At 44.4% G+C, this 13,192-nt stretch carries 20 protein-coding genes; all 20 read right to left on the bottom strand.

All coding sequences use genetic code 11. The features are described 5' to 3' along the window. Window positions 1-389 precede the first annotated feature (389 nt). Entirely contained in the window at window positions 390-995 is a 606-nt protein-coding gene (locus tag ACOTX3_RS24955) for a hypothetical protein (protein WP_000137794.1), read from the bottom strand. 216 nt (window positions 996-1,211) lie between these two features. Then, a complete protein-coding gene (locus ACOTX3_RS24950) occupies window positions 1,212-1,493 on the bottom strand; it encodes a hypothetical protein (protein WP_000703842.1) in 282 nt (93 codons plus the stop codon). A 145-nt stretch (window positions 1,494-1,638) separates the two neighbouring features. Then, window positions 1,639-1,815 (bottom strand): hypothetical protein, encoded by a 177-nt coding sequence (locus tag ACOTX3_RS24945; protein WP_000802040.1) that lies wholly within the window; start codon window positions 1,813-1,815, stop codon window positions 1,639-1,641. Window positions 1,816-1,868: 53 nt separating this feature from the next. Next, window positions 1,869-2,180 carry a hypothetical protein gene (locus ACOTX3_RS24940; protein ID WP_000633161.1) on the bottom strand — a complete coding sequence of 104 codons (312 nt, stop codon included), beginning with the start codon at window positions 2,178-2,180 and terminating at the stop codon, window positions 1,869-1,871. Window positions 2,181-2,402: 222 nt separating this feature from the next. Further along, window positions 2,403-2,603: a hypothetical protein gene (locus ACOTX3_RS24935; protein ID WP_000814953.1), complete on the bottom strand. Its 201-nt coding sequence runs from the start codon at window positions 2,601-2,603 to the stop codon at window positions 2,403-2,405. Between the two features lie 39 nt (window positions 2,604-2,642). Next, complete coding sequence (locus ACOTX3_RS24930) at window positions 2,643-2,867, bottom strand: hypothetical protein (RefSeq protein ID WP_000551490.1); 225 nt, start codon at window positions 2,865-2,867, stop codon at window positions 2,643-2,645. 54 nt (window positions 2,868-2,921) lie between these two features. Continuing rightward, window positions 2,922-3,125: a hypothetical protein gene (locus ACOTX3_RS24925; protein ID WP_000781547.1), complete on the bottom strand. Its 204-nt coding sequence runs from the start codon at window positions 3,123-3,125 to the stop codon at window positions 2,922-2,924. A 552-nt stretch (window positions 3,126-3,677) separates the two neighbouring features. Then, window positions 3,678-4,169 carry a DUF3085 domain-containing protein gene (locus ACOTX3_RS24920; protein ID WP_001371932.1) on the bottom strand — a complete coding sequence of 164 codons (492 nt, stop codon included), beginning with the start codon at window positions 4,167-4,169 and terminating at the stop codon, window positions 3,678-3,680. A 4-nt stretch (window positions 4,170-4,173) separates the two neighbouring features. Then, entirely contained in the window at window positions 4,174-4,485 is a 312-nt protein-coding gene (locus tag ACOTX3_RS24915) for a DUF957 domain-containing protein (protein WP_001165367.1), read from the bottom strand. Window positions 4,486-5,001: 516 nt separating this feature from the next. Next, window positions 5,002-5,322, bottom strand: coding sequence for a hypothetical protein (locus ACOTX3_RS24910; protein ID WP_000071366.1), 321 nt, complete (start codon window positions 5,320-5,322; stop codon window positions 5,002-5,004). A gap of 178 nt (window positions 5,323-5,500) precedes the next feature. Next, window positions 5,501-5,728 carry a hypothetical protein gene (locus ACOTX3_RS24905; RefSeq protein ID WP_000336109.1) on the bottom strand — a complete coding sequence of 76 codons (228 nt, stop codon included), beginning with the start codon at window positions 5,726-5,728 and terminating at the stop codon, window positions 5,501-5,503. 174 nt (window positions 5,729-5,902) lie between these two features. Further along, window positions 5,903-6,796: a hypothetical protein gene (locus ACOTX3_RS24900; protein WP_000252081.1), complete on the bottom strand. Its 894-nt coding sequence runs from the start codon at window positions 6,794-6,796 to the stop codon at window positions 5,903-5,905. Then, the gene (locus ACOTX3_RS24895; RefSeq protein ID WP_000609386.1) at window positions 6,786-7,898 is read right to left on the bottom strand and encodes a toxic anion resistance protein; all 1,113 of its coding nucleotides are present in this window, start codon (window positions 7,896-7,898) and stop codon (window positions 6,786-6,788) included. The genes ACOTX3_RS24900 and ACOTX3_RS24895 overlap by 11 nt, the downstream gene beginning before the upstream one ends. Continuing rightward, entirely contained in the window at window positions 7,895-8,704 is an 810-nt protein-coding gene (locus tag ACOTX3_RS24890; protein WP_000368643.1) for a toxic anion resistance protein, read from the bottom strand. Before ACOTX3_RS24890 ends, ACOTX3_RS24895 begins: the two co-directional genes overlap by 4 nt. 570 nt (window positions 8,705-9,274) lie before the next feature. After that, window positions 9,275-9,886 (bottom strand): DUF6012 family protein, encoded by a 612-nt coding sequence (locus ACOTX3_RS24885; protein WP_001371923.1) that lies wholly within the window; start codon window positions 9,884-9,886, stop codon window positions 9,275-9,277. Between the two features lie 110 nt (window positions 9,887-9,996). Then, complete coding sequence (locus tag ACOTX3_RS24880; protein ID WP_000241452.1) at window positions 9,997-10,530, bottom strand: HNH endonuclease; 534 nt, start codon at window positions 10,528-10,530, stop codon at window positions 9,997-9,999. A gap of 54 nt (window positions 10,531-10,584) precedes the next feature. Continuing rightward, a complete protein-coding gene (locus ACOTX3_RS24875; RefSeq protein ID WP_000159617.1) occupies window positions 10,585-10,779 on the bottom strand; it encodes a hypothetical protein in 195 nt (64 codons plus the stop codon). Beyond that, window positions 10,776-11,087 (bottom strand): hypothetical protein, encoded by a 312-nt coding sequence (locus tag ACOTX3_RS24870; RefSeq protein WP_000172888.1) that lies wholly within the window; start codon window positions 11,085-11,087, stop codon window positions 10,776-10,778. The genes ACOTX3_RS24875 and ACOTX3_RS24870 overlap by 4 nt, the downstream gene beginning before the upstream one ends. A 62-nt stretch (window positions 11,088-11,149) precedes the next feature. Next, window positions 11,150-11,389, bottom strand: a complete 240-nt coding sequence (locus ACOTX3_RS24865) for a hypothetical protein (protein WP_001180999.1) — start codon at window positions 11,387-11,389, stop codon at window positions 11,150-11,152. A 249-nt stretch (window positions 11,390-11,638) separates the two neighbouring features. Continuing rightward, window positions 11,639-13,051, bottom strand: a complete 1,413-nt coding sequence (locus ACOTX3_RS24860; protein WP_022646499.1) for a hypothetical protein — start codon at window positions 13,049-13,051, stop codon at window positions 11,639-11,641. Window positions 13,052-13,192 lie beyond the last annotated feature (141 nt).

The following is a 13,192-nucleotide window of genomic DNA, read 5'->3' as shown; positions in this document are numbered from 1 at the left end:
GAAGTAGTGATTCACGACTTCAAGGCGCTTTTCGAAGGGGTATTTTGGCTTTGACATATCAGGGACTATTCCATTTCATCGTCCAACAAAATGGGTGCAGTACAGGTTAATTGAAAAATTACTCGGGGCTTTCTGCTTTTACCACAGTCAAACAGTGTTACCGCTGGCTGGGGCAAAAGCCTCCAGCACCAGCGTTATTATACCACCCTGCCCTGATCAGCCAAACACCCCGCCTACATAAATTACTGATTTTTCATTTATTTGACATGATTCACTTCCGGTTGTCGGCGAAAGTCATTTTATACTAAAGAAAAGGGTAACGGGCAGCTGCTGGGTCGGAACATACAGTGCAGTTCCTGCCCGTTTAATTTCCGGATGCAATGGTAGGATCAGGAGGCACTGCTTCCGTTGATTAGGGAAATCTTATGTGCCTGAATACGGCTGTATTCGAGATGGGATGCAATATTACAGATGCGCTCCAGTCGATCATGCAGCCTCGTGTAGGTCAGTCGATGAATACCGGACATTTCATCAAGTAGCCAGCGCTTGATGTAAGGGTTACAGGAAAGCCGGGCAAGATCGTCGTCATCCACTTCGTCAAAGAACCAGTACTGCTCCATCGGGACTACCTGAAATATCCACGGCCGGGGATAGTCCCCTGTGACAACCAAAAACCATGCAAGAAAGCATAGACACAGCTCAACGACCATAAGCATCGAAAATTGCGAATAACTTAGACCGGGCACATAGGGTGAACTATCCGCAACATACCCCCTGAGCAATTCCGCCACAAGGTAGCCCAATAGCGTCAAGGCCAGCATCAGGGTCAGGATTAATCCCCCATTAAACGCTACCGAAGCCTTTTGAACCCGATCAGGTGCTGTCCGGCTGCGATAGTTGGTCACTACTCTTTCTACAAGTGCCCTTATGGCAGCCTGTTCTTTACTGACATCAGCTCCGGAAAAACCGGACGGGCTTTTATTTAATTCAGTCATACCCCACTCCTGTTATGTGCTCTACTTAACAAACACGTAGATCATACAGAGCTCACGGACGCACTCCTGCCAGATAAAGGAGGGAATTTGGCTGTAAGACGGTTAGCCAACAGTTCAGGTTATGCGTGGGATCCGCCCAGTCAGAAAGGATTCCGTTAATAACAGGCAAGGTTAAAGGCAGATGGACGGTGAAATTGTGGGTGCTAAAAGGGGGTATTACTCTTTTTCCTGCATAGCGGTTTTTTCAGCCCGGGTGGCCAGACGAACATTTCCGAAAGGCTCACGGACAAGCAGTGGCTTCTCCTTCTTCCAGCCCCTGATAGCCGTTTCTCCAAACCGACGTGGTGCATTGCCGTTCCAGCGAGCAATCACATGGTTATCATGAATTTCAATAATGACAACGGGGTGGACAATGACCGTTGAAATGGTGGTATTTCCCATTTTGGTACGGGTTACAGACCAAACCTGCATCCCGGATTCCAGCTGGCTGATTTTCATATTATATCCTTAAGCCATCACGAACTGCGCCACAAACAATTAATGTGGCGCAATTTACCATAAACAATAAACATCAGATACCCGTGAAAAGATTTCCCTTTATTTTAAAATTCTTCTGGAGAAAAAATGATATTTCCAGAAGAGGTCAGCGAAATTCAGAAACGGCCATCACAATGGTGCTGCGCTGACGCTGGCGTTCTGCCTTGCGCTGCCTGCGGCGATAGATCTGTTTTGCGCTGACGTAAGGGCAGTCCTCACGGGTATACCAGCAGCAGCCGCAAGGTTCGGGCCGGGGTTTTCCGGCAAGTCCAAATGGTTTCATCAAGTCACCTTTTTAATGTTTTTAATGGAAAGATACTTACCTAACCCATTGTTTTATAGGAAATAACGTTGTTGCATAAACAGATACAGATAACCCTCAGGAGAAAACATGCAAAGGTTATCAGTGATAACCGCGTCCAGATACCGAGTGTCAGTCTGTAAACGTTTTATCACCAGAAAATGTGCTGCCGCAGCCTTAATGCCAGAACTACCGTTTACAACATTATGTATACCCGCTTTGAATAACGAACGAGCATGAATTACCTTTTCCCGGGCCGCTTCGATCTCAGCATTAATAACGCATTGCCGCGCCTGGATGACTGCCTCTCCGGTTAAATCGCGGAAATTCATTAGAGATGTGATCATGATTGACTCTCCAGATTATGTGGAATCATTATAACAACTGGCACCACGCCACAAATAACCTGAGATAAATTCTTTGAAATATTCCTATATATAAGGAATTACAGTCGGAAAAGAAACAATGAAATAGCGCCGACCGCTTAAAATCGATAAATTAAAATGGACGGCACTGGAATGAAAAACTGAAAGTAGTAAGACCGTAATTATCCTTCACGGATGTAAGCTTTAAAAGAGGAGTACTGGCAAAGCTTTGCCAAGTACTTCGGCGGTTGTGTCTACGATTTTACGGATGTCATCGATCTGCGAAGGCTTATTCAACACCACCGTAAAAAGCTCTCCTTCGTTATCAGCCTGCTCGCAGTTTCCGTATCGGCTCCCGTCGTACAGCTGCACAATACGTGACATAGAAGACTTTGTTTGTTTCATGGCTTTGCACCTGCTTTTAGGCAGTTTGGTTACTGGTTATCAGAAGCTGGTTTCATGCGCTTCCGGCTGGGACACGAACTGGTATTTGACGCCGCCAGGCACACCTACTGCTTCGGCAATAGAGTCGCAAAGCCGCGATAAATCATTTAGTGTCATCGGATATTCAATATCTACTGAATATAAAGCACCTGCATTTTCAGCATCTTCGATGTTTTTATACTGGGCACTAAATATAGCAATGGTCTGAATTTCGTGGTTATGCATGAACCGGTCCTTATTAAATTATAAAAGCCACCCGAGAGTGGCCTGAGTGGAAACTTAAATCTGTGAAGTATATTTGAGAGATTTTTTGCGATCCAGATGCCGGGCAACAATGGTTCCGATAACAAGTAGCGTGATGACCGCACTGAAGAAGGTGCTGTCAGGGACGCCCTGGAAAAAATCACTGAAACTGTAAACAATAAAAATCAATGCGCAAAAATAGAAAACGATACGAACATAAGGGGTAAAAAACATTTTCATCGGTTGCCTTCCATTCAGGGAGAATTCTCAGTAATTACATCACACCTGAAGAGAAACTATTTTCGTATAAATGAGCATTTTCGACATATCAGAGGGGGGTTTTACTCATAAATGAGGTAGTAAGGGTCACACTTGAGATGAAAGTTACTTTCCTGGCTGCGAACGAACTATCTCAAATGTTAGAGGTGTGCGTTCGCCTTAAGAGCTTCATGCCCTGAGGAGCTCAACTTGAGCCGATAGTATAAACCTGGCTCCAGATGCCTTACTGGCTGGCATAACTCCACGAGGCCCAGCCGGAACAGGACCGGAGAGCTCCTGCACGTCACATCATCAGGATTCCCCATAAACGTACGCCGTTCTCTGGCCCGTCTGAAATTGCCAGAGATATCATAGATCGTGCCGGATGCCATCCGTCTTAACACGTAAATCTGCGCCCTTGTAAGCTTCTGGGCGGAACTGCTTAAACCTGACATACCTTCCCGGCCTTATATAAAACAATCCGCCAGCAGCTCGACTGGCGGACAATGTTTGACTGGATACAGCAAGGACATACTATTTGCTGACAAGTTTGATATTGGTTTCACTCATTCGAAGTCGAAACTCCTGAAAACCCTGCTCTACCGCTAACTCCAGCCACTCAACGGGAATGGTATAGCTACAATCAGACCCACCCAAAGCGGCATCACAAGCGTAATCCCAGTCCTCATCCAGTTTTGGATTCATCCCCTGGGCGTAAGCCACAGTATCGCGGGATGCGGGAGAGCCCTCAAGCTCAGCATTAGTGATCAGGTATACACCATGACTGTGCGCGAGAAGCACTTTTGGCACCAGATGTGTGCTGGCAATTTTTGAGGATGAGGGAAAGAAAACCCTACCAGCTTTACGCGCCTCTTCTTCAGTCTGTCCCTCAGCGTTAAGGAGGGCTCCCCCCGGATAGCATGCCGGGTCATAGATCTGATCTGGGGTGACCGAAAACGTTTTTGCGGTGCGAATTTCTTCGATCAGTTTATTGATATCTGCCATTTCAAATACGAGAGTGGTCACAGGCTTACTCTCCCTCTTCAGTGGACAACATCAGATACTTTGTTGCCAGCAGAAGCTCTCCCACATCCTTGAGGGACAATTCAGCTTTGCCTTCTACGGCAAGCTGCAAGCGCTGTCGAATTGCATGAACAGAATCTGAAGATAAAGATGCCATTTTGCGCAAAACGGCATTAGCCTTTTCTACAGCAGGATACAGAATTTCTGAGTTGGTATTATCTTCGTCATTATCAAAGATAATTTCAGAATCCATATTGATGTTATCTTCAAGCCAGCTTGAAAGCACTTCAAGTAATGACATCACCTTTTCAATTTGCATATCGCCTCCTCTGTTAACATGAAACAAATATAACAAAGTGGCTTACCCGGCTAATAACCTGAGCAGAAAGTTTTCGAACTTAGTTTGAAAACAAGTTTTCTGCTCAGGTTAATGTTAAAGTCGCTGGGTAAAAGATAAAAGGCACTGAAGATGATTTAAGCATCAAACAGACTAAATAGGATTCCGTCTTTTATAACGCTTTTAAAATAGAATGAATGAAATATAAATTTTGCGTTTAAGAATGAACGCTGTAGAGGATGATTTATCCAGTGATATGCAGTTTGTGGCCTTTAAAAAGGCTTTATTATGGACTTGAATTGCAAAGAGAGCACCGACATTTTTCTGGGGGCTCCCGCAGAGAAAAAGCTGTGAGGTTATGAAGACGTATAGGAGGTATTCGGCGAAATACTGTATGGCCACAGGAGAGCTTCAGCACCCATATCCTGCCGCCTCGCTCGCCTGTGGTGATTTCAATATGTTCTACGTCATACCACGTAGTTGTATTTCTCACTTTGTTTATGCTTCCTGACACCGCGTGAACGCAATCTTCGTCTGGATGCGTTCATAGATGGAAAACTGCCTTTCAATGGAATCGGCATTAGACAGTAATTCATGAAGCTCAGCAGAATCTGTATCAGGAACGATAGCGACAGAAACTCCATATTTACGCCCAGTTCTGATCAGGTGCGCAAGTTTTTCCTTCTCTGATTCTGTGAGCATTGCCAGATCCCTTCCGGATACCTGCTCGATAAATGGACCAAGGTTTTTCGGAAAAAAGGGTTCGGCATCAGAATTATGTACCGGGAGCGTTTGCGGCTTATCGAAGCTATTGGACATGAAAAGAACCTTTATAGTTAGAGAGGTGGAGACTGAATGCGTAGCCCATTAAAATTAGTAGTGCCACACTCGAATGCTAATCATACTTTATGATGGCTATGGTAGGAATGGCCGTCAACTTAAACCGCCAGAAGCGAGCCATTCACCGTTAAAGTAACTTTCCCGTATGATGTTCTTTTTATGGAATGAGTTGTTCACACTCCTCTTTAAGAGCCGCCCTGGAACGAGATCGACAGACTTTGCTTAATGAAGAGCGTAATTGATGTTCATCAACCCCATCAGCGACAAACTGACCAATTTTCTTTTCAAGACGCTGCATTGCCTCATAAAGCTTGGCATCAGTATTATTTTTAAGAAACCTCAGTATATAATCAGCAATAATTTGAACAGGAGTAAAGTTACACATCATGTATCCTTAATAAGTTGTGTAAAAATAAAACCATAAAAAACATAATCAGAAGTAGATTATTATACTTGAGTAAGCTTTTCAGCTAACAAGCTGGAGAAGCAGATTCCGGTAAATTACTACATATTTGATAAAAGTTACTGAATAAAAAAGCCCAGCGTACCGGGCTTTCATTCAATTTGATTCTAAGAATCTGACTCGCCGCCTGATTTTTATACCAAGAAGAGCGAACAAAACGCCAACGAATGCGACGGGACTACCTACTTTAAGACAATTAACCGACGCTTTTGAAAAGGTATGTGATTTAGACATACGTTTTTGCTCATAACGAATCGCAAGTGGTGAGACGGATTTATCTAAAGCTGTCTTTTCCAATGCATAACGAACTTTCACGGGAATATTTGACTGTAATACACCAGACATATACGCCCTAACAACATTCTGTGTTAACTTCACATCTGGCTTGCCGAGTTTTATATGTAGTTGCGCCTTTAAATAGTTTACAGATACCTCTTCGCCTGAGGGCCAATTACTATCATTTAAATATGCGACAAGTTTATCGTATTTTTCATGTTTTACATATTTCTTGATAACCTTTACAGTCGAAGCTGAAGTGGCATCAGTCTCTTCCGAACCTAAAGCAGATGTAAAAACTGACAAGCCGATAAGAAAAGCGCCAGCAATTAGAAGCATCGGGAATATCTCACCTATTTCCTCCCCCTTTAAAATTTTAAAGGCAGTTGAAGAAACTACTAATAGCCCCATAATCCCTAATAGCAACTTAGAATATGTAGTTAGGAAGCCTCCAAATGCATCGCCAAAATCCGAAACCACTAACTTATCTTCACCTTCAGATGAATTGAAGAATGACAAGGGCACATCAATATCAAAGTCCAGAACTGAAGGTGAGAGGTGTAATGACAGCAACCACAAGCAAAGACCAAAAATCATTATCAGCAGGCCCGCACCAAATATCGCGAAACCTGAATTTCTAATCTTTATAGACCGGTGAAAAAGAAATGACAGTTCACGGGAAAAATCGTCACTACTCTTAAGGTTACGCACCATGATCTACCCCTTTTTGTGTCAGTCGGGTGCGCAAATTCTCACGCATGGCAAGAACCTGTTTTTCTGTTTCCCTGAGCTTAATAGCCCCTTCTCTCTGGATTTTAACAACATCGCCAACCGTCTGGATAAGCGTATCCTGCACCTCTTTAAGGGTGCTTATATCAATAACCAGCCGTTGGTTTGCTTTCATAGTTTCTACTGCATTGCGATGCAGTAATTTTGCATTACTACGGAGTAACTCATTGTTGGCATTATCGATATCATTGGCAAGATTTACAGCGTTACGCTGTCCATTTAGAGAAATGGCTAACAGAAACTGACGCTTGAAATTAGGGACAGTAACCTCTTTGACGCTATGAAACTTGTCGATAAGACTTTGGTTATTTGCCTGTATAATCCGTACCATTGGCAATACTTGCATAGCAGACTGCTGAGAAACAACTAAATCGCCAATACGTTTTTCTAAATTAGCAATTAGCGTATCCAGATCAGATACTTCCTGGAACTTAGCAGGATTGTTACCAACATTAGCTCTGAGATTTTCTGCTTTTAATTGTAATTCTCCCAGCCTTAATTTACCGGCAGCAATATGTACACCTGTTAAGTGGTGTTCTTTAACGACTTCATCAAACATTTGCTGGAGCGAAATATTATTAGAACCGAGGCTATTCTGTGTAACTGAAACCTCTGAAACCAGAGCATCGATTTGTTCACGAGTTGATTCAAACTGTGCGGCGAAATTCTTCCCACGGGTGCGGATTTTATCCAACAAAGGGCCAATAACTGGCAGATTTGAACGACTTTCAGTTAAGTTCGAGATGTTTACATTTCTTGCAAGGTTGATAATTTCAGTTAATTTGCTCCCGGCTTCGTCTAAATCTTTATTGCGAATTTGCTCAAGCAGGCTATCCGCATAATTAGCAGTGTTTTCCCCCATTGCCCGGCCAAAACGATAAACTGTTCCTGGATCATCGGCATTAATGCATTCCGCGACGGCTTTAATCTCTTGTTCATCTTGCTCATTCAGCCCGAACTTTTCCAGTTCAGCGGAAGTCAAAGTAAAAGCAACAACCTCAGTTTTGGTGGTCAAATTATTAATCATTTTTGGAATCCCTCTAAATTTTGTCGCAGGCTTTTTAGAAGAGCCTCGTGGGCCTGATTAGCTTTTCTAACAATCGTAGGGTCAGTGTTATTTACTGATAACAGCGAAAGTGTGTGTTGCCGCCATACTGGAACCAGGACTTTTATAGTTTCGTTAAAGCGGTCAGCAATATCTATACAAGTCCCGCGAGTGATTTCCATCTGCATGGCGGCCATTTCATGAGACGCAAGCAGTGTTGCCAGGTTAGCTAAACGTCTGGCAAATCTTTCCCTCGGTTTATCGAAGACAAGGCTTAGATCGTCACTATTTTTTTCTTCGGTAGAATCCCTAAGGAACTCATGGCCTGCCTGGATAAAAATTTTAAGGCGTTTGATTTCTGACACATATGTTTCAAGCAGCTCTTCTAAAGCCAGTAGCGTCTCATTCACATGTGTCAGATATCCGTTCCCCTCATTAATAAGATTTTCCACCTTCTCACGTGCGTGTTGGTAACGAACGCGCTTTTCAAGGTGTTTGCCCGTAAAGCGGGAAAACCAGGATGGATTGCTACTGATAGAACGTGGATCTGCCTCCGCTAAGGCACTTACGATACGGTTCAAGGCTCCTGATAAAGCGGTAACTGCGTCTTTCTCCAGAAGATTTGAATACTTATCCATAGCCTTCGAAGATAAAGCCGAGTCGCCGTAATGGCTTATTGCCCCAGCATTAAGCAGAAGACCGGGTATAAATTCTTCTTTGAGTTCTGCTATCGATATGTTGCTGCTGTCAGTTGAAACGTTCATTTTTGCCTCAAAATGGTTATCCATGACAGCCTATCATTTACCGTTCTGCTGATTTTTCGGTTAAAGCGCCAAAACCTGGGTTTATCCGTTTTCGAGGCAAAAAAATAGAATCTGATCCTCACGTAACCCTTTGCCATTCTGATTAAAGGAGAAGTCCCCTACTGTCTGTGCACTGAATTCAGCACTGGATGAAGTTAGGACATGAAGTGCACATAGATCCCCTGCTTGACCTACCAATCACCGCCTTCAATGTTTAGATCTGGTGACCTTACAGCGACCATTTCTCTAACCGGATGGTCATTGTTGTCGTGGCTGCTCCCCAACAGCAGGCTTACCGTTCCGCTGGCAGAGTAATACATCGCGTCAGGAAAGTGCTCCCTGACCTCCTAAAGCAATTTGTTCATGCTGTTAGTTAAACGATAAAAGCGTCGGGCTGCGTTCGGCATAGCTTCTTCCAGGAGGTCAGAAGCATCAATCTCACGGCCGTTTATAACGCGGAGAATATCTTGCTCATCCATAGGTTACTCCCAGGCAATAAATCAAAGTGGCCAGGCAAAAGGAGACTCGCCTGGCATCAAAAAGAATAAAAGGTCGTTACGAACTGATAATGATGGCCTGGTCAGTTTGAGGAAGTCGGTTTCCTCTGATGAATGCTGGATGGCTTAAACGAGCAGATGACATGGTCATCGCCAGAAATGTCTCTTCACGCGAACGCAGCAATTCCCCCCATGAATAGGTTTCCCATACGTCGTGGGAAAGATCGGATTCCTTTATGTACCTTGACTGCATTGTTGGTTCAAAATCGACGGGAGCTAGACTGTCATAGGATGGATGTACACGGTACCCCAATTCTTCCTCCCTCTGATGGTATGCATGTGCCAAAAGGACATCATGGGAGACCAAGTCATAGTCTTTGTCCTGAACGAGCGTTTTTACGGTATGACTAATTTTTCCAAAGCCTTCAATTTCCCAGATTGTTATCATTGTGAACTCAGTTAAAGTCCGTGGGCTTTTTACCAGAAAGCCATTTAATGCACGTCGCCCCTTCAACATGACAACGTGGTAGGACTTGTTGGGATAAGGTTTCATTGCCACCAGCGAATCAGCTTTAAGCTCAAGTGACAATTCAGGTACAGAAACTGACACGAGAGTACACTTGTTTTTCATATGGTGAAGAATACGGGGCACAAGATGCAGATACATCATTTTCTCCTTTGAAGGATATACCAGGCAGCTCCTCAGCAGCATCAAAATATTTAAATCACTCTTTAATTAGTAAACCACTGCTGATTAACTTCTTTTATGTTTCACAGAAATTATTCGTTTTGTTTCTGTTCGTTATACTGCTCAAACCAGAAGACGACCGGTTTTTCTACAATATGAAGCAACCCAAAACGTTCTGCGGTACGGAAATTCACGCTATATGCGCGAGCCCGTTCAACCTGTTTGGTAATTTCTTTTCTCATTCCTTCAACACTAAAAGCTCCTTTAAAAAGGTTGCAGGGGGCGCATGATGGAAATAAGTTTTCTATAGCATGCAGTTCAGGGTGCATAACCTTACCCGTACTTCGGGCAACATGAGTTACGCCGCTGCCGACAGGGGCTCTCACCAGTTCAAAGTCGCGTCGAACAGGCTCAACATGATCGGCATGCCACCCTTTTTCAGGAAGCTTGCAACCACAATAGGCACAACGCCCCCCAAATTTCATTCGCAGCTCAGCTCGCTGTATTTTAGAGATCTTATTTTTAGGTTTTGAGAACCTACCATCAGGTGATTCAGCTTTGGATAACTTTGCTGAGGGCTCAGGTAATTCAACTAAATTCCCGTTGATATTTATCACCTTGACCATATCATTTTCCGCCTTTACTAAGCTCACGGGCACAGGAACTGGCTTAAGTAACCGCTAAAGATAACAGCCACTGACTGCATCTACCCAGACCTTCTGTTTATACTCAATAGGCCACCCCTCTTTATCTGCCCGGATGACGCAATCATTTACCGTGGTGCGTGACCGGATACGAACATCAAGCGGAAGCGAATCGTTATCCACACGAGCCTGTGCCTCATTTAAAATGCGTAAAAACATCTCTTTGGTCATTCAGATACCCCCTCAACTTTGCGAATTTTGATCAGATGAGGGCGACTCAGTTTACAAAGTTGTTCTGTCGCTTCATCAATCGAATTGAACCGATGAGCCTCTTCGATATTTAAAGTCCAGTATTTCGCTTTCCCTTCTCCCAGATCGGACTCAAAATAATTTCGCTTTACATCCATTTTTTTAGGCCTGCCATTTATCTTGACGACATTATGTCTGTCATCAAAAAGAAATTCGTCCCCCTCAAAAGTGATTAATACAAATGGCCCCTCAGGCTTGGAAGTCCGGGAACTTTCCATTTTCAAAGTCATACTTCAGCCTCTCGATAGAACTCATGAAACGTCAAATTAAAATGGACTCACACCACACTGATTCAGTATTCCTCCTGAACCCCATTAGGCTCTGTTGTGATTTCATATTTAATTCCGCCAGGTGCTCCCACAGCGTCCGCGACCGACTCACACAGCAGCGAGAGATCGTTGAGGGTCATTGGGTGTTCAATGTCCAGCGTGAAGAGTTTCCCGGCTTGCTTGGCGGCTGTCTTGTCAGCATGTTCGGCATTAAAAAGGTATACGGTGTGTTTTTCCTGAGCGGGTGTATTTTGATTTTGCATTGATGATCCTTTTGTTTAGTTCCCCGATTCCGGGGGTGAGTGAATTAATTTAAATTTATATTCGTCTGGTTTAATTAGAACGTTTCCACGCTATGCGTAAACAGGTAATGCAAGGGCTGTATCAACAGGATTAAAGTTACTTTTCTGGATGCAGCAACGCTTGGACATGATGTCCACATTACATCACGATCAAAGCTAAGTTTTTTTTGTATAACCCCTCCATTTTCGTGTGTTTCGCGTTTCAGACGCTTATACGACCTGCTTGACCATCCTCATCAGAAGGCGGTTTAACAGTCCTTTCGCTGTCGGGCGATTGCTATCGACATAGTAAAAACCTGTTTTGGTCGTACCGTGAGCACTGCTCAGCACCCTCAGTTCCCAGATAACGTCACGGATAACGCCGCCATTTTCTGGCTTAAGGCATTCAGATAAATGGCGCATGAAACGAGCTCTTACGGCACGGTAATAGCGGAACTCCTCTGGCTGGTTAGTATTTTCTTTCACCCGGAGTCGCTGGTTACACAGAGTTAGAACTGCATCCATCATTCCCGCCTTCAGCTTCGCCTGGATCGCACCTTGTTGCTGTTCCCTCTCACCTTCGAGTAACGTTAAAATTCTTTCTCCGAGTGCCGTCTTGTTGTGTACGTGCAACTGAACACAGGCAGCTACGCATGCCCAGAATCTGAACTTTTTTATCTGTCCACGCAATTTCCGGGCTACAACCTGACGGTATGCAGAATCACTGAGTATTTTAAAACGCCGACTGGCAACCAGCTCTGGAAGCGACACTCTGTCGCCTATCCCCAGGCGGGAAAAGGTTTGTCCCCGTTGTGCGAGACGATGATAGACAGCGCCCTTGCCTTTTGAAATTCGGACCGCGCCATAACGAAGAAGATACTGAGCAGCAGTCGTTGGAGTAAACTCACCGTCAGCGATGCGCTGGCGTAACCCGTCGTATTCATGCCAGATAATCCAGGACGCCGTATCTTCTTCAACAGTCAGCTCATCCTCTTCCTCGAATGCCACGACGACAGAACTGCTCTCTCCGGTCTTTAGGCTACGTGAAGCCCTGGGGTCAGCCTGCCCGTCAAAATAGGTCATCAGCGGCAACGTATCAGTCAGTCCATCATAAGCTGTACCGAACCGGCCTCCGGGCAGTTTCATCCAGAGTGGAGCTGGCATTGGTGTACGGGGCACAGGCTGCATGTCAGGCTCATCCTCAAGAAGGTCCAGATCGGCCTCTTCCCAGACCCTGCGATAGATCTCAATTGCCCGAAACGGGCGAGGGTTGAAACAGTGCAACGACCAGAGGAAATCAACGTGGATCACGTTTGCTTCCTGTACAAGCCGAAATTGTGGCTCAGCCATACGACGGTTATAAGCCGTATCGTCAACCTCGCCGGAAAGTAGCTTTCTGCGATGCTCTGCCGCACGTCTTGCTTCAACATAATCAAGGCTGCAACAGGCATGAAAAAGACGTTCAGTCAGGGACGAAGAAAAGATATTGGGTTGAAGACGCACATATCCGCCTTCGAACACTTTACGACCGATATAATCCCGCAGGCTCCAGTCGTACTGGATCTTAGAAAGAAATCGCTGAAGACGACTCAGGCCAGCCTGATAACCGTATTTCTCCGGGTCAGTTCGAAGGAGCGTTTCCATTGAATGGTCAACCCCTACTGCTGTGCAAAATGAACACCCTATAATTCTGATCATTTAGAAATTTTTTTGCGTTTAAAATCAATGAATTGAAAGATTTCATTTTTCTAAGTCTGATAAAACAGATGAAAACCCAACTGACTA

Origin of the sequence: Enterobacter cloacae complex sp. IR5384 (genome assembly GCF_049237265.1) — a bacterium.
In the GTDB taxonomy this organism is placed as follows: Bacteria; Pseudomonadota; Gammaproteobacteria; order Enterobacterales; family Enterobacteriaceae; genus Enterobacter; species Enterobacter cloacae.
This window is presented reverse-complemented; position numbering and strand designations above follow the sequence as displayed.